The sequence below is a fragment of the Amycolatopsis sp. CFH S0740 genome, from assembly GCF_004522315.1.
GTDB lineage: Bacteria > Actinomycetota > Actinomycetes > Mycobacteriales > Pseudonocardiaceae > Amycolatopsis > Amycolatopsis nivea.
Window position 1 is genome coordinate 35402 of record NZ_SDLS01000003.1, and the last position, 19318, is coordinate 54719.

Here is a 19318-nt window from a genome sequence, read left to right on the forward strand (position 1 = left end):
TCGGCCGACGTACGTGAGGGGAACCCTCATTGACTCTGATTCCCTCAGGGTTCCCCTCACGTACGGCTTCTCGCGCCCCTCGCCATGCACCCGCGAGCGAGAGTCAGCGGCGGACGAACCGCGCCACGTGCTCCGCGAGCGTCTCCCCCGCGTCCTCCTGCAGGAAGTGCCCAGCCCCGGCCACCGTCGGGTGGTCCAGACCAGCCGCCCCGCGCATCGAACGCTGCAGAATCGGCCCCATCGCGCCGGTGATCGGGTCTCCGTCGGAGAACGCGCACAAGAACGGCACGTCCAAATCCGTCAACGTCGCCCACGCCGCCCGATTGGCGTCCGACGCCGGGTCGTCCGGTCGCGTCGGCACCAGCCCCGGCATCGCCCGCGGACCGGCCTTGTACATCTCGTTCGGGAACGGCGCGTCGTAAGCCGCCCGGATGTCTTCCGGCAGCGGCGTCTTGCACCCGGCCTGCACACACCGCCCGACGTCCAGAATCTGCGCGCCCTCCACGGCTTCCCGGAACTTGTGCCACACCGGCGGCATGTCCACGTCCCCGGTCGGCAGCCCGGTATTGGCCGCCACCACCCCGGCGAACCGGCCGGGGTGCTCGGCCACCAGCCGCAGCCCGATCAACCCGCCCCAGTCCTGCCCGACGACCGTGACCCCTTCGAGCCCGAGCACGTCGAACGCGAACCGCCGCATCCATTCGACGTGCCGCGCGTACGTGTGGTCGACGATCTCCGCCGGCTTGTCCGACCGCCCGAACCCGACGAGGTCCGGGGCGATCGCCCGCAGCCCGGCGTCGGCCAGCACCGGAAGCATCTTCCGGTAGAGGAACGACCAGCTCGGCTCGCCGTGAAGCAGCAGAACAGGGGGCCCGTCCGCGGGCCCGGCCTCGACGTAGCCGACTCTGATCAGCCCGCCGTCCGGGTCGGACAGGTCGGTGTACTGAGGTTCGAAGGCGAAATCGGGCAGGTCCGCGAACCGGTCTTCCGGCGTCCTGAGGAGTCGCACGGTTCCCACGTTAGTGGGAACGGGACCGCGCGGCAGTGCGCGAACGCTACGAAATCGCTACCGCGACGACCAGCCCGAGCCCGAGGTGCGCCGCCGCGACGACGACGCTCGCCGGCGCGAATTTCTCGCTCTGGATGGTGGACCCGACGTCGATCCGGGTCGCCCACTCCAGCAGCCGCACCGCCAGCACCTGCACGATGACCCCGATCAGGCCGTAGACCAGCGACGTGATCAGCCCGGCGGTCAGGTCGCTCGCGGAACTGTAGATCGCCACGACCACGATGAACGCCATCGACAGCAGCCCGGACGCGGTCACGATGACCGCGTTCGGCAGCCCGCGGGTGACCAGCTTCGACAGCTTGCCCGGCGTGGTGAAGTCGATCGCGTAGAAGCCGGCGAACATCAGCAGCAGGCCGACGATGCCGTACAGCAGGATCGCGCCGATCCCGCGCACGAGATCGGAACCGAAGGTCGCGGGCAGCGCGAGGGTCGTGGTCACGGGGTCTCCCTGGATGGCCAATTCAGCCAGTTGAATCGGACATCCAGGGTTGTATCACGACTCCGGGATCCGGTGCGGCACAAACGCCGCGCCGTCGTCGGTGACGAGTCCGCTGGTCTCGCGGATGCCCAGCCCCGCCGACTGGTCGCCGACAATCCACGCGCCGAGCGCGGGCCGGTACCCGTCGAACTCGGGCAGCGGGTCGAACGCCTGGTAGACGTAGCCTTCCGCGCCGTAGACGCCGTCGGTCTGCGTCTCGTACCCGGTGGCCACGATCTGCACGTTCGCGCCCTCGCGGCCGAGCTTCGGCTTGCGCACGTACTCGGTGAGCAGGCCGGGATCGTCAGCGAACGCGGGCAGCAGGTTCGGGTGCCCGGGATAGTTCTCCCACAGCACGGCGAGCAGCGTCTTGTTCGACAGCAGCATCTTCCACAGCGGTTCGACCCACAGCGTGCGCGGCATGGTCTCCACCGCGAACTTGCCGAACTCCTCGTCGACGACCCATTCCCACGGGTACAGCTTCACCACCGTGGACATCTGTCCCTCGGCGAGGTCGACGAACCGCTTGAGCACCGGGTCCCAGCCGATCTCCTCGATCGCGAGCCCGACCGTGTCGAGCCCGGCCTCGGCCGCGGTCTCCTGCAGATACGCCGTGGTCACGTGGTCCTCGCCGCTCGGGTCGGCGGAGGACCAGGTGAAGTGCAGTTCGTTCGACGGCAGCTTCCCGCCGATCTCCTCCCAGCGCTCGACCAGTTTCTCGTGGATCGAGTTCCACTGGTCGTCTTCCGGGAAGACGTCGGTCTTCCAGTGCCACTGCAGCAGCGACGCCTCCAGCAGCGTGGTCGGCGTGTCCGCGTTGTACTCCAGCAGCTTGGCCGGCGACTTGCCGTCGTAGCGCAGGTCGAAACGCCCGTAGACGTGCGGGTCCTGCCGCTTCCACGACTCCGCGATGTGCGGCCACACCCATTCCGGGATGCCGAAACGCTGGTACTGCTCGGTGGTCACGACGTTGTCGACGGCCTCCAGGCACATCGAATGCAGCAGTTCGACGTCCGCCTCGAGCGAGAGCACCTCGTCCATGTCGAAGACGTAGTGCACCGATTCGTCCCAGTACGGGCGCGGTTTGCCGGTGCCGTCGCGCGCCGGGGTGCCGTAGACCAGGCCCTGCTCTTCGACGATCCGCTGCCAGTCGCGGCGCGGTTCCCGCCGGTCCCGATACACCTATGAGCCTCCGCTCTTCCCGGTCCCGCCGAAGCTGCTGCCGCTCTTGCCGCTGATGCCGAACCCGCCGCGCTGGACGCTGGTGCCCGACTTGGTCGAAACGTTGGTGTTGCCCGACGGCGCGGTGTAGCTGCCGCCGGACACGTGCTGCCCGATGCTGCCGCTGCCGCCGTAGTTGTAGCGGTACTGCGAGTAGCCGCCGCCCGGGAGCGGGATGATCCAGAACCCGCCGCTGTAGTGCCCGCCGTGGCTGGTCGCGTAGCTCTCGTCGCAGTACTTGTCGTCCTGGATGACCCCGTCGGACGAGACGCACGACGCGGTCATCTCGGCGGGCTTCGCGATCGTGTAGAACGTCGCGACCAGCCCGACGAGACCGACAGTGACCCCGCTGCCGATCAGGATCTTGCGTTTGGTGGCCGCCTTCGCGTCCGCCGCCTCCCGGGCCGCGACGGCTGCCTGCCGTTCGCGTTCCTGGTCGGCGATGGCCTGCTTGCGGGCCCGTTGTTCGGCCACCGAGGGCTGCCGGGGCTGCGTGTTCGCGTCCTGGAACCGCATCGAACCCGGCTTCTTCGGCTCCTCGGGCGGCTGCACGCCGCTGTTGTCGTCTTGCGTCATGTGCGCTCCGTAATCCCCCAGCACTGCAAACCCCGCGTTCCACCCTAATCGACCCGGCACACGCGCGGTTCATGCGGCGCGGGCATCATAGGTATCGATGTCTCAACGCTCGGAGCGGTTCCCTTCGCGCATGCAGACCCTGACCACCCGCGTGGTGATGGCCGGGGTGTTCCTCGGCGCGGTCATCGCGCTGGCCTTGAGCGTCGCCTTCTCCTGGACCGACACGCTCGCCGGCGGTGCGGGCGGCGGCGAGGGCAAGCTCAGCGAGGCCGCCCAGCAGGCGTTCCACTCGCCGCCGGGCACCTGTCTGGCCTGGAACGCCAAGGACGCCTCGGACGCGCACCAGGTGCCGTGCACGCAGCCGCACCTGTTCGAGGTCACCACCGTGGTCGACATCGGCGCGAAGTACCCGCAGCAGGCTCCGTTCCCGAGCCTCGACCAGTGGCAGGACATCGCGCAGCAGCAGTGCAACGCCGACGTGCGGCCGTACCTCGGCCATCCGCTCGACCCGTACGGCAAGCTCACCACCAACCTGCTGCGGCCCACGTCGGCGCAGTGGTCCCAGGGCGACCGCCAGCTGCGCTGCGGCCTGCAGTTCGCCGGTCCAGGCGGGACGCTGCAGCAAACCACCGGCGCGGCGAAGACCCAGGACCAGTCGATGGTGTGGGCCCCGGGCACCTGCCTCGCGCTGGCGGGCAAGGGCGTCGGCGACCCGATCGACTGCGGCAAGCCGCACTCGTACGAGATCATCGCGACGCTCGACCTCGCCTCGCACTTCAAGGACGGCTACCCCAAGCTGGACGACCAGAAGTCCTGGCTGGACACCGAGTGCAACAAGGCCGCGAAGGAGTACACCGGCGGCGCTGATCTTTCCGCGAAGAAGCTCACGCTGGGCTGGGACTCGCGCGAGCAGGAGAGCTGGGACGCCGGGTCAACCAAGGTCAACTGCAAGGTCGCGGCCACGCTGCAGGACGGCAGCGGGTTCCAGGCCGTCACCGGCAGCGTGAAGAGCGGGGCGGCGAACTCGTCCGGCCAGCAGCAGAGCCCGCCGCCCAGTTCCAGCTCCGGTTCCGGCGGAGGCAACTGAGCCGTGCCCGTCGAGATGAGCCAGGCGCGGTTCGAGGAACTCGTCTCCGACGCGCTCGACCAGGTGCCCCCGGAATTCGCCTCGGCGATGGACAACGTCGTGGTGCTGGTCGAGGACTTCAACGAGGAAGCGCCGGACATCCTCGGGCTCTACCACGGCATCGCGCTGACCGAGCGCACCAGCCACTACAGCGGGGCGCTGCCGGACCGGATCTCGATCTACCGCGAGCCGATCCTCGACATCTGCGACACCGAGGACGACGTCGTCGAGGAAGTGCTGATCACCGTGATGCACGAACTCGGCCACCACTTCGGCATCGACGACGAGCGGCTGCACGAGCTCGGCTGGGGCTGATTCCGGCGGAACCCCGCCCGCCCGTTGCTCTTCCCTGCCCCACGCCACGCCGCGACCACGGAAAACACCGAAGGTCACCAAAGCGTCACAGAACGCCGCCGATCTCCCTAGACTGGCCTCACCAGGGCGTTTCCTTTCCTCGTGAGGTGGTTCGTGTCGCATCGTCAGACGGACAGCCGGCTTCGCTGGCTGCTCGCCTCGAGCGGCACGTCGAACCTCGCCGACGGCATCGCCAAGGTCGCCTTCCCGCTGCTGGCCACCACGCTGACGCGCGATCCGGTGGAAATCGCCGCGCTGTCGGCGGTGCAGTTCCTGCCGTGGCTGCTGTTCGCCATCCCGGCGGGCACGCTCGTCGACCGGATCGACCGCAAGAAGGCGATGGTCGCGGCGAACGCGATGCGCGCGCTCGTGGTCGCCGCGGTCACCGCGCTGCTGGCTTTCGGCACGGTGGAGATCTGGACGATCTACGTCGCGTCGCTGCTCGTCGGCATCGCCGAGACGGTCGCGGAGAGCGCGGCGAACGTGCTGCCGCCCGCGCTGGTCGAGGCGGACCGGCTGGAGAGCGCCAACAGCAAGCTGCAGGCGTGCGAGATCGTCGGGCAGACGTTCCTCGGCGGCCCGGTCGGCAGTGCCACCTTCGCGCTGTTCGCGGTCTTCCCGTTCCTGCTCTCGTCGGTCGGATTCGCGGTCGGCGCCGCGGTGCTGCTGGGCATGGCGGGCAGCTACCGGCCGCGGCAGGAAACGAAGTCGCACATCCGGGCGGATTTCGCGGACGGCTTCCGCTGGCTGCGGCGGCATTCGCTGCTGCTGCGGCTGCTCGCGATCGCCGGTCTGCTCAGCCTGATCAGCGAGCTGGCCCAGGCGCAGCTGGTGCTGTACGCGCTGGAAGACCTGCATTTGTCCGACGCCACCTTCGGCGCTTTCGCGTTCGTCGGCGGAGCTGGCGGACTGCTGGGAGCCGGGTTGACGCCGCGGCTGGTCCGGCGCATCGGACGACGGGCGGTCCTGGTCGGCGGGGTGTTGTTCTGCGCGCTCGGCTTCGGCGGCATGGGCCTGGTGCGGCAGCCGGTGGTGTCCGCGGTGCTGTTCGGCGTGTTCGCGGCGGCGGTGGTGGCGGTGAACGTCGTGCTCGCGACCGCACGCCACACGCTGGTCCCGGGCGAGCTGCTCGGGCGCGTCCTCGGGGTCTGGCGCACCGTCGTGTGGGGCGCGATCCCGCTCGGCGCGCTGCTCGGCGGATTGCTCACGAAACTGCTCGGTTCGGCGGGCGACACCTTCGCCGCTTCCGGCCTTCTGCTGCTGTTCGTGACCGGCTATGCACTCTTCGCGCTGCGCGGGCACCCGCTCGATGACAAAACGGCCTCGACCGGCGACGGAGTCCGTTCGCAGCAGTGATCCGGGGCGGGTTTGGTGCTGGAATAACACCTCACCCCGGCCGCCGGAGGTATGCGATGACCGCACTCGACACCCCGCCGCTGCCGGACGACGACCGCGACACCGAACTCGAATCGCCGCCGCCGGCCTCCCGCCGGCCGCTCGTCATCGCCGCGGTCGCCGGATTCGTGCTCGGCGGATGCGTGCTCGGGCTGCTGTGGGGGCTGTCCGGCCAGCGTGCCGGAGCGAATGTCGACGCCGCGGCAGCCTGCGCCGCGTTCGCGCGCGTCGGGCACATCCCGGACACCACCGGCGGCGTCGACGCGGCCCAATTCACCCGGATGTCCGACGACTCGGTGCACCGCGCCACCGGCGCGGCGGAGCTGGCCAAAGCGGCGGCGACCTTCGACGGCAACTACCAGCCGCTGGCCAAAGCCCTCGACGCGGTGAACAAGATGGTGCTCAGCAGCCGCTTCGACAACCGCGACGGGCAGGCCGCCGTCGTCCAGGCGGAACAACTCTGCGCGCGGGGCTGACCCACGCGCAGAGCGACCGGTCAGGCCTTGTGCACGGTCTTCACGCCGAGCTGCTTGCCCGGGATGTTCGTGCCCGCGCAGCCGAGGCCGTCGAGCGGCACGAACTTCGACGCGGTCTCCTGCGGCAGGTACACGCGCAGGCCCTTGACCGGCGTCGGCTTGCAGACGCCCGGGTCGAAGTTGCGCACCTGCGCGAACTGCAGGTCGGCCGCGGCGGTCTGGCCGGGAGCCAGCTTCACCGGCGCGCCCTTGGTGCCGTCGCGCTCGGCGGCCTGGCCGATCTGGGTGCCGTTCTCGCCGCCGACGTAGGACACGCCCGGGAAGCCCTGGATGGTGCACGGCGTGCTGCTGGTGTTCTTGATCAGCAGCGGCCGGTACTCCGAGCCGGCGCCGGCGTCGCCGCCGCCCAGCGACAGGGACACGTCGCCGGCCTTGCACAGGCCGTTGTCAGCGGGTGGTTTCTCGGCCGGCGCCGTGCCGCCGCTGGGGGCGGACGACGACGCGGAAGACGGAGCGGACGACGCGGCGGACGAAGCCGACGACATCGGGCTGCTCGACGGGGTGTCCGAACTCGCCGGGCCGCTCGCGGCGGGTGCGCCCTGGCCGCACGCGGAAAGCAGCAGCGCCCCCGACGCGCCCACTGCGGACAGGAAGACCAGGGAAATCCACGGTTTCTTCGTGTTTGCCATCTCACTCGCCTCGCTGTGCTGGTGAACGCCTAACTGAGTGAAACCTTCATCCGGAGGACGTGCCAGGTCCGGACGGGGTTGCTCCGCATCCGGTGAGTTCCCCACCGGGCCCGGCTTCACTCAGCGTTTCCCCGCACGAGTGACCGACCGCTCACGAAAGGCGGGTATCGACCCAGCGGAGGCACTCCCATCCGTGGTCGCGGGCTTCCAGCTCGACGAACTTCGTGTTCGGGATCAGGGCCTCGTTCGCCAGCTCCGCGGGCACGTTCGAGGCCAGCCATTCCCCGGCGAGCCGGATCGCGCCGCCGTGGCTGACCAGCACGACCACCCCGTCCGGCGACGTTTCCTCGTGCTTGGCCCGCAGCTCGTTCGCCGCGCCGAGCATCCGGTCGCGCACCTGCGTACCGGTCTCGCCGCCGGGGATCGGGACCTCGAGGTCGCCTTGCGTCCAGGCCTTCACCACCCGCAGGTAGACGCCGATCGAGTCCAGGTCCGTGTTGCCCTCGAGGTCTCCGGCATCGACCTCCTTGACGCCCTCGATCACCTGCACGTCGAACCCGAACGCCTCGGCCAGCGGGGCCGCGGTCTGCTGCGCACGCACCGCTTCCGACGCGTACACCGCCACGATCGGCTCGTCTTTCAGCTGTTCGGCGAGCGCCGCGGCCTGCTCGCGGCCGAGTTCGGTGAGCGGCGGACCAGGCAACGCGGTGTCCAGCGCCCGGCGAACATTGCCCTCGGTCTGCCCATGCCGGACCAGCAGCAGCCTCATGCGCCCTCTCCCTTCAAAACCGCATCGACCCACGCCTGCGCGTCGAGGAAATCCTGGTTCCCCGCGCCCTCTTCGATGGTGGCCGCGACCTCGTCGGCCCGCGGGTGCGAACCGAGGAAGCGCAGGTGGCAACGGCGGCGCAGGGCGGTCATCGCGTCGATGATCCGCGGTTCGGCGAGATGGCCCTCGAAGTCGATGAAGAACCGGTACTCGCCGAAGTTGTTGCGGGTCGGCCGGGCGTCGATCCGGGTCAGGTTGATCCCGCGGCCAGCCAGTTCGACCAGCAGATCGGACAGTGTCCCGGTGCGGTTGACCGCCGCCGCGACGATCGACGTCCGGTCGGCGCCGGTGGGCGCGGGCAGTTCGCCCGGGCGGCGCACCATCAGGAACCGGGTCTGCGCGTCGCGGACGTCGGCGACGCCGGTCGCCAGCTCCTCCAGCGGGTAGTGCTCGATCGCGACCGGCGCGGACACCGCCGCGTCGAAATCGCCCTCGACCACGCCGACCGCCGCCGCCGCGGTGGACGACGAGGCGACCGGGGTGGCGTCCGGCAGATTCGTTTCCAGCCATGCGCGCACCTGCGCGAGCGCGTGCGGATGGCTCGCGACGGTGCGGATTTCGCCGCTGCCCGGCCGTTTGAGCACGCTGAAGTGAATCGGCAGGATCGTCTCGGCCGTGGCGACGAGCGGGTCCCCGTCGCTGAGCCCGTCGAGCGTCGCGGGCACCACGCCCTCGACGGAATTCTCGATCGGCACGCACGCGGCGTCCGCGGCTCCGTCGCGGACGGCCTGCAACGCCAGCCGGACGGTCTCGTAGGGGGTCAGGTCCTCGCCCGGCGCGAGCGCGCGGGCGGCCTGCTCGGTGAACGTGCCCTGAGGGCCGAAATACGCGATCCGCAACACGACGGTCAGGCTAGCGACCGCGGGCGTGGCGCTTTTCACTCGGACAGCCGGTGGCTAAACCGGTTACGCCGGGTGGCGTTTTTTGCCATGCTGGAACGGTGACCGCCGACTCAGGCACACACGCCGGGCACGGGGAAGCCGGTTTGCCGGGTTCTCCCCGAACGCCGGAATTGGTGCTGTGCGCCGTCGATGAACCGCTGGCCGCGGCGTGGACCTCCGCCGTGGCGGATTTCGGCGGCTCCGTCCGGGTGCACCGCGGTTCGGTGCTCGACATCTCCGCACAGGCGGTGGTCAGCCCGGCCAACTCCTACGGCTGGATGCGCGGCGGGATCGACGCCGTCTACTCGCGGGCGTTCCCCGGCATCGAGCAAAGCGTGCGCAGCGCGGTACTGGCTTCTTACGGCGGTGAGCTGCCGATCGGCGAGTCGGTGATCGTCCCGACCGGCGAATCCGAACCGGCGTGGCTGATCAGCGCGCCGACGATGCGCGAACCCGGCGAACGGCTGCCCGCCGACACCGTCCACCCGTATCTCGCGGCACGCGCGGTGTTCCTGCAATGGCAGCGCGGGCAGCTGGATTCCGGCCCGGTCTCCTCGGCCGTGCGGACGATCGCGATGCCCGGGCTCGGCACCGGCGTCGGCGGCGTGGCTCCGGCCGCGTGCGCCCGGCAGGTCGCCGCCGCGTGGCAGGAAGTTTTCGGGGCAAACGGTCACCTTCGGTGATCGAACTCCCGGCCCGGTCAGGGGTGCGTGCATCACATCACAGCGCGTTCACGCGCGGTAAGCCCTACCGTTGATACGGCGTTACGGAAGTAGCGCAGACGGAGCCAGCGCAGGCGACGGCCGAGGAGTGTGCGATGCCCACACGGGTCCGTGAACTCAGCCCTTATGTAGAGCTGCATCGGGAACAGTGGCGGGAGCTGCGCAGCTCCACTCCGCTGCCGCTGACCGCGGACGAGCTGGTCCGGCTCCGCGGGCTCGGGGAGCAAATCGATCTCGCCGAGGTCGCCGACGTGTACCTGCCGCTTTCGCGGCTGATCAACCTCCAGGTGAAGGCCCGGCAACAGCTGTACGAGGCCACCACGACGTTCCTCGGCGAGGACTGTCGCAATACCAAGGCTCCGTTCGTGATCGGCATCGCGGGCAGCGTCGCGGTCGGCAAATCGACCACCGCCCGGATCCTGCGCACCCTGCTCGCCCGCTGGCCCGACCACCCGCGCGTCGACCTCGTGACGACCGACGGGTTCCTCTACTCCCGCTCCGAGCTGACCCGGCGCGGGATCATGCACCGCAAGGGTTTCCCGGAAAGCTACGACCGCCGCGCGCTGCTGCGGTTCGTCACCGAGGTGAAGTCCGGGGCCGAGCGGGTGTCCGCGCCGGTGTACTCGCACCTGGCCTACGACATCCTCCCGGACCAGGAACAGGTCGTGGAGCGGCCGGACATCCTCATCATCGAGGGGCTGAACGTCCTGCAGCCCGGCCCGAGCCTGACGGTCTCGGATCTGTTCGACTTCTCGATTTACGTCGACGCGCACATCGACGACATCGAGCACTGGTACGTCGAGCGGTTCCTGAAGCTGCGGCACACCGCGTTCGCCGATCCCGCCTCGCACTTCCACCACTTCGCCGGCCTGCCCGACGACGAGGCCCGCGAAGAAGCGCGGCACCTGTGGCGCACCATCAACGAGCCGAACCTGATGGAGAACATCAAGCCGACGCGTCCGCGTGCGACTCTCGTGCTCCGCAAGGACGCCGACCACGCCATCAACCGTGTTCGACTGCGGAAGCTCTGAGGGTCACCCACACGCGTCTCTCCGGTCTCGTGCTGCACAGCGGCCGGAGTAATTGACCGATCGGCCAGCGTCTTCGTAACCACTTGGCCGATACCAGCGCCCCCGTCCGCAAGCGACCCTGAGAGCAGCAGGACGAGAGCAGTTGACCTGCGGAGGAGGCCACGATGTTGACTATCGTCCTGACCTGGGTCGGCGCGGTATTGGGATTGACGCTGCTGGTCGCGATGGCCGCCGGGGCGTTCGTCGTCGACTTCGACGACGCGCTGCGCGAACGGCGCGTGAAGGCACGCGGCACGGCGGAGCCGACCAGCTGAGGCCTGAGCTTCGGGTCCAGGCAAGATGTGCGGCATGAGTCCGGTGAGCCGCGCGCGCAAGAAGAGTTCCCTACCCACCGCCCCCAGCGTCAACGGTCTGTTCAAGGACGTGCTGCGGGACTTCTCCGCGGTCGCGGCCGAGCCCGGTCCGTTCGACATCGAACTGCTGGGTTCCGAGGTCGTCGGGCAGTGGCGGGACGTCGTCGTGGAGGACGAACCGGAATCGCAGCTGGGACTTGAGCTGATCGCGTTCGCCCAGCGCAAGATCACGCCCGGTGCGGCGGCGCTGCTGGCCGCGCTGAAGGTGCTGGCGGAGTCCGAAGAGGAGCGTTCGGCGGCCGCCGAGGCGCTCGGCGTCGTGCTCGGCCGGGGCATCCCGGAGCCGGAGTGGGCCGCCGAGGTCGGACAGGTCAGCGTCGGCGAATGCTGGCGCACCGGGGATGTCTACGGCGACGAATCGTCGCTGCTGTGCGTCTTTTCCCGCGGCGACCACTCGCTCGGTTTGCTGGCGCTGCTGGACTTCACCGAGGGCGGCCGGGTGCGCGACCTGGTGGTCATCGAGGAGCCGCACGAGGTGCTCGCCGAAATGCGCTCGCAGGTCGAGGAAGACGGCGAACTGGTCGTACTGGAGAAAATCGAGCCCGCCGACGCGCACCGGCTGCTGGTGTCCGGGATCGCGGCCACGGACGCGCTGGACGAGCCGGACGTCGGCGAGGACTACACGCGGTTCCACGCCATCGCGCTGACCTGGGCGCGGTCTCTGCCGGAGCCGTCCGAGGCGCCGCCGGTCGCCGAATGGACCGCCGCGCAGCGCGAGGAAGCGGTCACCCAGTTCCTCGCCGACACGAACCTGCCGGACGCCGACGCGGCGCGCGAAATCGCCAATCTGCTGGTCGACCACGGCTGCCGCACCGAACCGGCGAACCCGCTGCGCGTCGGTCCGGAGAAGCTGGCGCGGTTCCTCGAATCCTTGCTGGACGGCGAATACGAGCTGGAAGACGAGGACGCCGTCGCACCGGTCGTGCTGTCCTGGGCGGGCTGGGCCGCGGCGCGCGCCGGACTGTCCGAAGTCGCCACGGCCGCACTGCTGGAAGAGGTCACCGAGTATCTCGGCGAGTACCTCTCGGACGACGACGAGGACGAGGACTTCAGCGACTACCTCGACGGCACTGAATCCGCCGACGAGGCACTGGAAGTGGTGGCCCGCCGCCGGTTCGCGGTGCCCGAACTGTCCACAGTGATCGGTGACGAGGAACTGACCGACCTCGACCCCGGCGACCCGGAACAGCGTCGGCTGCTGGTGATCGGCGCGCACCCGGAGTACCACGAATCGCTGGCCGCGGAAGAATTCGACGGCGCGGACGGCCTCCGTCTCGCGCTTGAGACGTCCATTGTGGACCAGCTGTGGGACGACGAGCCCGCCGAGGTGTGGACCGCCGCGCAGAACCTGCTGCAGCAGGACCTTTCCCGCGCCGACGTCCTCGACCGCCTGGTGACCGTCCTCGAAGGACAGTTGACCGAAACCGAGGAAGAAGACCAGCTGGACTACGACCTCGACGCCTACCGCGCCGCCTTGGCCGAAATCTAGCCCTTCGGCAGCGCGATCCGGGCCGACCGGATCTCCGCGAGCAACCGGGTCTTGCGGCGGTGGACGTTCACCAGCTCGGCGACGTAGCCGGTGAACTCCTCCGCCGTCCCCGCTTGTTTGTGGAGGGTGCGCAGTTTTTTGAGGCACTGCGCCGCTTCCCGGTACGCGCCGGCTTCTTTCTGCGCGATCAGCTGCTCGATCCGTTCGCGGTACTCCGGAATGGACTCTTCTTCTTTCTGCGGCACCTCTTTTTGCCGCGGCGCCTCTTTCTGTCGCGGTGTTTCCTTCCGCTGCGGAGTCAACACCCGCGCCGCGTAAGCGATCGCCTCGCTGTGCCGCCCAGCCGCCCGCAACACGCGGACGATCTTGAGGCTGACGTCCACCCGCGGCGGTTTGGCCGCGAGAATGGCGACCAGCCCGTCCACGTCCCCGCTCGCCTCGGCGATTTCCTCCTGCAGCCGCTCGGCGATCTCGCGCTTTTCGGCCTGCTTCCCGCGCAGCACTTCGTCCACAATGGACTTCATCCGGGCGAGTCCGGCGTCCCCGAGCGCCGCCGCGAAATCCGCCACCGCGCCCGCCCGCCCGCTGAACGCCGCCTCCAGCACCCAGTCCGCGAGCTGCTCCGGATCGGGCGGCCGAGCCGCACAAGCCCGCGCGTACAGGGCGACCGCCTGGTCAAGCCGCACCTCGAGGTCCGCCGCGAGCGCACCGTGCTGCTCGAGCATGCCCACGATGTCGTCCACCGCCCGCCGCGCGAGCGGAGCGAGATCAGCGCGGCTGCCGGAGTCGAGCAGCCGCCGCACAGTATCGAGAACCGCACCGATTTTGGCGGTGTACTCGACCGGGTCGGGGACGCTCACGCGAACAGTCTGCCGTATGGCCCGTAACCGGCGTGTGGGCCAACGGCGTACTCTTTTCGGCCCAACCCGGACACCCCAGGTGAGCACCGCGCGTGATAATCAGGTCCGGTGACCCTAGAAGACCTCACCCAGCGCCTCCGCGACTTCGCCGCCGCCCGGGACTGGGAACCGTTCCACACCCCGAAAAACCTGACGATGGCCCTGTCCGGCGAAGTAGGCGAGCTGATCGCCCTGTTCCAGTGGCTGACCCCGGAGGAAGCCGCGAACTGGCGCGCGGACCCGGCCCAGGAGTTCAACGTCCAGGACGAAATCGCCGACGTGATGCTGTACCTGGTCCGGCTGGCGGACGTACTGGGGATCGACCTGCTGGAAGCGGCGAACGCGAAGGTGGACCGGAACGAGAAGAGGTTCCCTCCGCTAGCCCGATGAAACCGGATCAATCGCCGACTCGGCCGCTTCCCTGGCAGTATCGGTTGAGAGACACTGAGCCGGTGGATAGTGCGCCGCCAGCGTTCTCGACCTGGATGGAGCAGGCCGCGCTCGACGAGCTGAGAAGCCAGGGAGTACGCCGTCCTTTCCGGACCGGCACCCGGCTCTTCCGGCAAGACGATCCGCACGGAAGCGTGTTTCTCATCGAATCCGGCCTGGTCACGGTCTCTGTGGCGGACGCCGACGGGACCGAGCTGATTGTCGGCATCTACGGCCGCGGCGAACTCATGTGCGAGGTGAGCGCGGTGGAGAAGAGTCCGCGATCGGCTTCTGGCGTCGGCAGGCGGCCAGGGTTCGTCACCGAGATCCCCGGATCCGCGTTCCGTGCTTTCACTGTCCGCCACCCGCAGGCGATGCGGTACTTGCTGACCGCGGTCCGGCTGCGGTTGCAGCGAGCCGAACAGGCTCGACTGACCCAGCTCTCGGTCGACGTGCTGGGCAGGGTCGCGCAAACCCTGCTCTCGTGGGCGGAATCGTTCGGTCGCACCGGCCCGAGCCACATCACCATCACCGGGTTCTCCCGGCGCGAGCTGGCCCAGACTGTCGGCGCGTCGCCCAAGTCGGTTGACGCCGCGCTCGCCCGGTTGACCTCCGACGGCGTCGTCCGCACCGGACGGTTGCTGTTCGTCCTGCGTGATCTGCCTCGCTTACGGGCGCTTGTCGAGCGGTGACGATTAGCACGATTCCGCTCCCCTGTCTACCCACGAGGTGGTAGTCGACGGGCCAGGTCGTATCGAAGACTCTCCGCACCGGATCACGGGAAGGGGAGAAAAAATGCCAATGCCCAGCTCAAAAGCGCTGTTCGGCTACGACATCGTCGACTCGTCCAAGGTCGACGACGATCAGCTCGACGACCTCCGACGCGACGCGAAAGAATTCGTCGAGGCGGCATTGACGGAGTCCGGTGCCGACCTGACCGCACGCGCCAACTACTCCTATACCGGCGACGGCTCCCTGTCGGCTTTCCCAGAGCAGAACCTGCCCGCGCTGATCGACGCCGCGTACTTGCTCCAGCCGAAGCTGTACCAGCACAACCGCCGGCACCGCCCGACCATTCGGCTGCGGCTGGCAGTGCATACCGCACCGGTCGTCGTGACGGAGGACGAGCGCTATCAACGGCCGACGATCAACCTCTCCCGGCTTCTGGCCGCGAAAGCGTTCGACGAACTGGTGAAGGACCTCGAAGCCCGTCGCGAGGTGCCGGTAGCCCTAGTGGTCTCGGACCAGGCCTATCGGGCCGCGGTGAAAGGCAGGCACACCGCCCACCTGCGCCCGGACCAGTTCGCTCCCTTGCGCCTCGGCCACAAGGAGTTCGGAGAACAGGGCTGGGTCTGGGCGCCCGGGCTCGATCCGGAAGCATTGCCCGAGCCCGCGAAACCCAGCCGGCCCTCGACGCCAAGCGTCGCGCGGAACCCGAGCAGCAATGGGTCGGCACCGCAGTTCAACACTGAAACCGTGTACGGGGTGAACCTGCAAGGCTCGAATTACGGGCCGATCGAGTCGACCATCCACGTTCCTGGCGGGCCGCGGTGACTGCGGCAACCGAAGCACCCGCCGAACCTCCGTCCGCCGAGTCCCCGGCACCCGACAGTCCAGCCGCCGCGGGCCCGGTGGATATCCCAGAACGAACCGAATCACCCACCGTCACCGGGACAAACGTCGAAGGCGACCACAACGGGGACATCTACCAGATCTTCAAGCCGGATGAACCGGAAACCGCCAAATCCAGCCTGGTGGAAGGACCGGTGCCGGAGGACCGGATCACCCAAGCCGCCGAGGCGTTCTGCTTCCCCGAGCGGTTCGCCGATGCGGCTGCCATCCTCCGGAAGCGGCATCTCGTCGTGCTGGCCGGACATTCAAGCGGGCGGACCCACTCTGGAATCCGCCTGCTGATCGACCTCAACCTCGAATCGCTGCACCACCTCAACCCGACCCGTCCGCCGAAAGACCTCTTGACCCACCAGGCGACTACGACCGGTTACCTGTGGGCAAATCACGATGCCACCGGTTGGTCGCCGGAGGACTGCGAGCGCACACTGGACCAACTGTCGGAGCGGCTTCGATCGCAGCACTCGTATCTGGTGCTGACTTTCCTGGGCAAGCCGGAACTAGGCAACGTCACTAAATACGTCGCCGAATTGGCCGCACCACCGACATCAGCCGTCGTACAGGCTCATCTGACCGCGCGCGGAATCTCCGACGACCGCCGGGCCGACCTGCTCAGCGAGATCGACCTCGAAACCGTCTCGCCGGTGCATCGTGGACCACGCCATGCCGCGGAAGTGGCTAGACTGCTGGCCGCGGTCGAAGCGGGAGAACATTCGTTGGCCGATGTGAAAGCCACGTTGACGAGCCGTGCTGACGAGGACATCCAGGCTTGGTTCGAAGAGCATCCTGACGTGAGCAGCAGGGCTCTCGCCATTACCGTTTCCTTGCTCGAAGAATGCCCGTATTACGATATCGCCTCCGCTGCCAAGAAACTCGAAAAAGTACTGGCCAATCCAGAGAACGGGGAAATTTGGCCTTACCAGCCGCCTGATCTCCTCGATCGGAGCAGGAGCGACCGGCTGAACTCGGTCCACGCACACGTCGTGCGCAACGCCTCTGGTTCGAACGTCGCACTAGGGCCGGTCAGGTTCAGCCGTCCGGGTTGGGGGCCACGGCTGCTGAGCTTCGTGTGGACCGAGTTCGAACGGGTCCGGCCCGTCATTCAGGAATGGCTGTGCACGCTCACCAAGGAACTGCTCAGCGAGTCGCCAGCACAACGAAGGGCACTGACCCGATTCGGCACCACACTGGCCTCCGCCGCGGAACCCGACCCGATGCAATGGGTTCTTCCTTGGCTAGGCCCGGACAAACCAGTCCACAGCCAGACCATGGCCGCGACAGTACTGGGCGCGCTGTGCGCCAATCCCGGGTACATCCAGCAGATCAAGGACGTCTTGCGGCATTGGAGCAAGCCGAACGCACCAGCCTGCTACCGCCATGCGGTCGCCATCGCCTGCGGAGTCGAATTTGGAAAAGCTCATCCCGAATTCGCTATGACCCAGCTGGGAAGGCTCACCAAGAACTGCGACGAGAGCCTCCGGTACTTGATCCCGAGGGCCGTGCAGGCGCTGCTGGCCGAGCCCAACAATCGAAGCCTGGTCCTGAGCACCGCGGCGGTGTGGCTGCTCACCGGAGGGGCACAAGCCCAGGCCATGGCTTATCAGTGCGCGATCAAGGCTCTTTTCGTCGCTGGAGCGGAGAAACCGCTCACCGAACGCGACAAGCCCGCGGTGCGGCTGGTCGGCTCCGCACTGCTCACGAGCCGGAAGTACCGACCGCTGATGATGCGATGGCTGGCCAACCAGGGCGCCTTGGCGACTATCTCCGCCAGCGAGGCCGCGAAGAGCAGATACCTGCTGCACACCCTCCTCACCGGCGACTCCGATTTTGTCCGGCGTTTTGGATACGACCTCCGAAAATATCTGGACGCACATCGCGAAAACTCTCGAGGACTCGCCTGTCAACTCGATCTGATCGTGAAGGAAATCTGAGATGGAGAACGAATCGCCCTACCAGTCTTGGCACGGGGTGCGCCGGCTTCCCCGTCCCTTCGCTGCCATCCTGCGCCATCAATCGCGCAAGCGGCACGACCGGGTCCTGGTCGCCCGCTGCGACGACGGGATGTGGGCCAGCACGAATCTGCACCTGGGCTCCACAACCGGCGTGCACAAGCTCGGGCTGAGCATGGCGAAGCACGTGAAGGACCTCTACGAGGTCGACATCTCGCCGACCAGCATGACCTTTACGAGCGTGTTCGAAACAGCGAACGAAGGCGGCATCGTCGAGGCGACTATCTCGGTGATCTGGCAGGTCACCGATCCGGTCGCCCTGATCTACCGGCCGAAGTTCGATCACCTCGACGCCATCCGCAGCAGTGTTGAGGACCGGCTGCGCCCAGTCGTGCACCGAACCGCGTTGGACGAGGTAGAAGACCTCGCGGACGTCGCCGACCGGCTGCTCGCTCCGATGATCCCGGTCAGCGAGGGCCCCATCTCGTGGGGCAAGGCCGACACGCTTTTCCGCCTCAACGGTGCCGGTTCCCTGCACCGGCACGCACTCGAGACGATCCGGCGGGCTCGCATCGTCGACCGTGAGCAACGCGAAATGGACCGTGAGCGCATCAGCTTTTTCAGCGAAGTGATCGATTCCGGCAAAGTGAGCCTGCTCGCTATGATGCTGAGCCAGGACAAGGTGGAGGTGAAGACGGTCCTCGACTACATCCACACCTACGACATCCCGATCGGCCGGAACCTGCTCGACAGCGACGACCCGTTCCGCAACGCGGTGGGACGACTGATGAGCGAGGCCGACGACTTCGACCGCCAGGAAATGCGGCTCGCGCTCCTCGACTCGGCGAGCTCACGGGGCCGCGACAGCGAACTGGCCAAGTTGCGCGCAACACTGGACGAGACGCTGGCGGGCGAACGCCGGAACGGCTCCCGCCCGCGTTCCAACGGCTCGAGTCCGGGATGAGGTCTCAATGCCCGCTGGTGTCGTGCGGCACCACCGGCAGACGAACCGCCCCATGCCCCGTAACCTGGAGATATGCCGATCCAGGTGCTGCTCGTAGACGACCACGAACTCGTCCGGCGGGGCCTGCGCGACCTGCTCAGCGACGAGGCCGACCTGGAAGTGGTCGCGGAGGCCGGGAGCGTCGAAGAGGCGCTCGCGGTGGCCATGCACGTCGAGCCGGATGTCGCGGTCGTCGATGTTCGGCTCGGGGACGGCGACGGCATCACGCTCTGCCGCGAGCTGCGGTCCAAGCCGAATCCGCCGGCCTGCCTCATGCTCACCGCGTTCGACGACGAGGAAGCCATGGTCGGCGCGATCATGGCGGGTGCTTCGGGCTATCTGCTCAAGCAGGTTCGCGGCCAGGACGTGGTGAACGCGGTCCGCGAGGTCGCCGCCGGACGGTCGCTGCTCGACCCGGTCAGCACCGCTCGCGTGCTCGACAAGCTGCGCCATCCGCCGACCGACGAGCTGGCCGCCCTCACCGACCGCGAGCGCGACGTCCTGGAGCTGATCGGACAGGGGCTGTCGAACCGCGAGATCGCCGAGCGGCTTTTCCTCGCCGAGAAAACGGTGAAGAACTACGTGACGTCCGTGCTGGCGAAGCTCGGCATGCAGCGCCGCACCCAGGCCGCGGCGTGGATTGCCCGGCGCGGCAAGTGA

General features: G+C 68.2%; 22 protein-coding genes. 14 read left to right on the forward strand and 8 right to left on the reverse strand.

Annotated elements, in window-relative coordinates; genetic code table 11:
* Positions 1 to 103: 103 nt before the first annotated feature.
* From EIZ45_RS06390 to EIZ45_RS06405, 4 genes are read right to left on the reverse strand one after another with little or no spacing between them, the layout of a single operon-like run.
* Entirely contained in the window at positions 104 to 1018 is a 915-nt protein-coding gene (locus EIZ45_RS06390; RefSeq protein ID WP_043837841.1) for a haloalkane dehalogenase, read from the reverse strand.
* Positions 1019 to 1055: 37 nt separating this feature from the next.
* The gene (locus EIZ45_RS06395; protein WP_037807046.1) at positions 1056 to 1508 is read right to left on the reverse strand and encodes a DUF350 domain-containing protein; all 453 of its coding nucleotides are present in this window, start codon (positions 1506 to 1508) and stop codon (positions 1056 to 1058) included.
* A gap of 54 nt (positions 1509 to 1562) precedes the next feature.
* Entirely contained in the window at positions 1563 to 2729 is a 1167-nt protein-coding gene (locus EIZ45_RS06400; protein WP_037807043.1) for a glutathionylspermidine synthase family protein, read from the reverse strand.
* Positions 2730 to 3344, reverse strand: a complete 615-nt coding sequence (locus EIZ45_RS06405) for a hypothetical protein (protein ID WP_106961492.1) — start codon at positions 3342 to 3344, stop codon at positions 2730 to 2732.
* 97 nt (positions 3345 to 3441) lie between these two features.
* On the opposite strand from EIZ45_RS06405, the gene EIZ45_RS06410 reads away from it, so the two are divergent.
* The 4 genes from EIZ45_RS06410 to EIZ45_RS06425 all read left to right on the forward strand — a co-directional run bounded on the left by EIZ45_RS06410 (position 3442) and on the right by EIZ45_RS06425 (position 6695).
* Complete coding sequence (locus tag EIZ45_RS06410; RefSeq protein WP_043837843.1) at positions 3442 to 4431, forward strand: septum formation family protein; 990 nt, start codon at positions 3442 to 3444, stop codon at positions 4429 to 4431.
* A gap of 3 nt (positions 4432 to 4434) precedes the next feature.
* Complete coding sequence (locus EIZ45_RS06415; RefSeq protein ID WP_037807040.1) at positions 4435 to 4785, forward strand: metallopeptidase family protein; 351 nt, start codon at positions 4435 to 4437, stop codon at positions 4783 to 4785.
* 153 nt (positions 4786 to 4938) lie between these two features.
* Positions 4939 to 6180, forward strand: a complete 1242-nt coding sequence (locus EIZ45_RS06420; protein WP_205670018.1) for an MFS transporter — start codon at positions 4939 to 4941, stop codon at positions 6178 to 6180.
* A 56-nt stretch (positions 6181 to 6236) separates the two neighbouring features.
* Positions 6237 to 6695 carry a hypothetical protein gene (locus EIZ45_RS06425; protein WP_043837845.1) on the forward strand — a complete coding sequence of 153 codons (459 nt, stop codon included), beginning with the start codon at positions 6237 to 6239 and terminating at the stop codon, positions 6693 to 6695.
* Between the two features lie 20 nt (positions 6696 to 6715).
* Here EIZ45_RS06425 and EIZ45_RS06430 read toward each other — a convergent pair whose 3' ends face one another.
* The 3 genes from EIZ45_RS06430 to pheA all read right to left on the reverse strand — a co-directional run bounded on the left by EIZ45_RS06430 (position 6716) and on the right by pheA (position 9055).
* Positions 6716 to 7384 (reverse strand): DUF4232 domain-containing protein, encoded by a 669-nt coding sequence (locus tag EIZ45_RS06430; RefSeq protein ID WP_037807032.1) that lies wholly within the window; start codon positions 7382 to 7384, stop codon positions 6716 to 6718.
* Between the two features lie 151 nt (positions 7385 to 7535).
* A complete protein-coding gene (locus tag EIZ45_RS06435) occupies positions 7536 to 8153 on the reverse strand; it encodes a histidine phosphatase family protein (RefSeq protein ID WP_037807031.1) in 618 nt (205 codons plus the stop codon).
* Positions 8150 to 9055 carry a prephenate dehydratase gene (pheA, locus tag EIZ45_RS06440; protein ID WP_134664476.1) on the reverse strand — a complete coding sequence of 302 codons (906 nt, stop codon included), beginning with the start codon at positions 9053 to 9055 and terminating at the stop codon, positions 8150 to 8152. The genes EIZ45_RS06435 and pheA overlap by 4 nt, the downstream gene beginning before the upstream one ends.
* Positions 9056 to 9153: 98 nt before the next feature.
* Here pheA and EIZ45_RS06445 point away from each other — a divergent pair, with 98 nt between their 5' ends.
* The 4 genes from EIZ45_RS06445 (at position 9154) to EIZ45_RS06455 (ending at position 12749) form a co-directional block, all read left to right on the forward strand.
* Positions 9154 to 9777, forward strand: a complete 624-nt coding sequence (locus EIZ45_RS06445; RefSeq protein ID WP_043837850.1) for a macro domain-containing protein — start codon at positions 9154 to 9156, stop codon at positions 9775 to 9777.
* A gap of 134 nt (positions 9778 to 9911) precedes the next feature.
* On the forward strand, positions 9912 to 10847 hold the full coding sequence (gene coaA, locus EIZ45_RS06450) for a type I pantothenate kinase (RefSeq protein ID WP_043837852.1): 936 nt from the start codon (positions 9912 to 9914) through the stop codon (positions 10845 to 10847).
* A gap of 164 nt (positions 10848 to 11011) precedes the next feature.
* Complete coding sequence (locus tag EIZ45_RS45980; protein WP_009085794.1) at positions 11012 to 11161, forward strand: hypothetical protein; 150 nt, start codon at positions 11012 to 11014, stop codon at positions 11159 to 11161.
* A 34-nt stretch (positions 11162 to 11195) separates the two neighbouring features.
* A complete protein-coding gene (locus EIZ45_RS06455) occupies positions 11196 to 12749 on the forward strand; it encodes a DUF1841 family protein (RefSeq protein ID WP_167756359.1) in 1554 nt (517 codons plus the stop codon).
* Here EIZ45_RS06455 and EIZ45_RS06460 read toward each other — a convergent pair.
* Positions 12746 to 13609, reverse strand: coding sequence for a hypothetical protein (locus tag EIZ45_RS06460; RefSeq protein ID WP_205670019.1), 864 nt, complete (start codon positions 13607 to 13609; stop codon positions 12746 to 12748). The two genes, EIZ45_RS06455 and EIZ45_RS06460, sit on opposite strands and share 4 nt — an antisense overlap.
* Positions 13610 to 13717: 108 nt before the next feature.
* Between EIZ45_RS06460 and EIZ45_RS06465 the strand changes: the two genes are divergently transcribed.
* The 6 genes from EIZ45_RS06465 (at position 13718) to EIZ45_RS06490 (ending at position 19318) form a co-directional block, all read left to right on the forward strand.
* Positions 13718 to 14038, forward strand: a complete 321-nt coding sequence (locus EIZ45_RS06465; RefSeq protein WP_134664482.1) for a nucleotide pyrophosphohydrolase — start codon at positions 13718 to 13720, stop codon at positions 14036 to 14038.
* A 62-nt stretch (positions 14039 to 14100) separates the two neighbouring features.
* Positions 14101 to 14769: a Crp/Fnr family transcriptional regulator gene (locus EIZ45_RS06470; RefSeq protein ID WP_158714396.1), complete on the forward strand. Its 669-nt coding sequence runs from the start codon at positions 14101 to 14103 to the stop codon at positions 14767 to 14769.
* Between the two features lie 109 nt (positions 14770 to 14878).
* On the forward strand, positions 14879 to 15631 hold the full coding sequence (locus tag EIZ45_RS06475) for an adenylate/guanylate cyclase domain-containing protein (RefSeq protein ID WP_134664486.1): 753 nt from the start codon (positions 14879 to 14881) through the stop codon (positions 15629 to 15631).
* Between the two features lie 77 nt (positions 15632 to 15708).
* Positions 15709 to 17637 (forward strand): hypothetical protein, encoded by a 1929-nt coding sequence (locus EIZ45_RS06480; protein ID WP_134664488.1) that lies wholly within the window; start codon positions 15709 to 15711, stop codon positions 17635 to 17637.
* Between the two features lies 1 nt (position 17638).
* On the forward strand, positions 17639 to 18619 hold the full coding sequence (locus tag EIZ45_RS06485) for a hypothetical protein (protein WP_134664490.1): 981 nt from the start codon (positions 17639 to 17641) through the stop codon (positions 18617 to 18619).
* Positions 18620 to 18691: 72 nt separating this feature from the next.
* Entirely contained in the window at positions 18692 to 19318 is a 627-nt protein-coding gene (locus EIZ45_RS06490; RefSeq protein WP_009085782.1) for a response regulator transcription factor, read from the forward strand.

Coding starts and splice junctions, on each gene's coding strand:
- coaA (WP_043837852.1), top strand. CDS start 9,912: ATGCCCACACGGGTCCGTGAACTCAGCCCTTATGTAGAGCTGCATCGG.
- EIZ45_RS06490 (WP_009085782.1), top strand. CDS start 18,692: ATGCCGATCCAGGTGCTGCTCGTAGACGACCACGAACTCGTCCGGCGG.
- EIZ45_RS06405 (WP_106961492.1), bottom strand. CDS start 3,344: ATGACGCAAGACGACAACAGCGGCGTGCAGCCGCCCGAGGAGCCGAAG.
- EIZ45_RS06455 (WP_167756359.1), top strand. CDS start 11,196: ATGAGTCCGGTGAGCCGCGCGCGCAAGAAGAGTTCCCTACCCACCGCC.
- EIZ45_RS06475 (WP_134664486.1), top strand. CDS start 14,879: ATGCCCAGCTCAAAAGCGCTGTTCGGCTACGACATCGTCGACTCGTCC.
- EIZ45_RS06410 (WP_043837843.1), top strand. CDS start 3,442: ATGTCTCAACGCTCGGAGCGGTTCCCTTCGCGCATGCAGACCCTGACC.
- EIZ45_RS06425 (WP_043837845.1), top strand. CDS start 6,237: ATGACCGCACTCGACACCCCGCCGCTGCCGGACGACGACCGCGACACC.
- EIZ45_RS06430 (WP_037807032.1), bottom strand. CDS start 7,384: ATGGCAAACACGAAGAAACCGTGGATTTCCCTGGTCTTCCTGTCCGCA.
- EIZ45_RS06435 (WP_037807031.1), bottom strand. CDS start 8,153: ATGAGGCTGCTGCTGGTCCGGCATGGGCAGACCGAGGGCAATGTTCGC.
- EIZ45_RS06485 (WP_134664490.1), top strand. CDS start 17,639: ATGGAGAACGAATCGCCCTACCAGTCTTGGCACGGGGTGCGCCGGCTT.
- EIZ45_RS45980 (WP_009085794.1), top strand. CDS start 11,012: ATGTTGACTATCGTCCTGACCTGGGTCGGCGCGGTATTGGGATTGACG.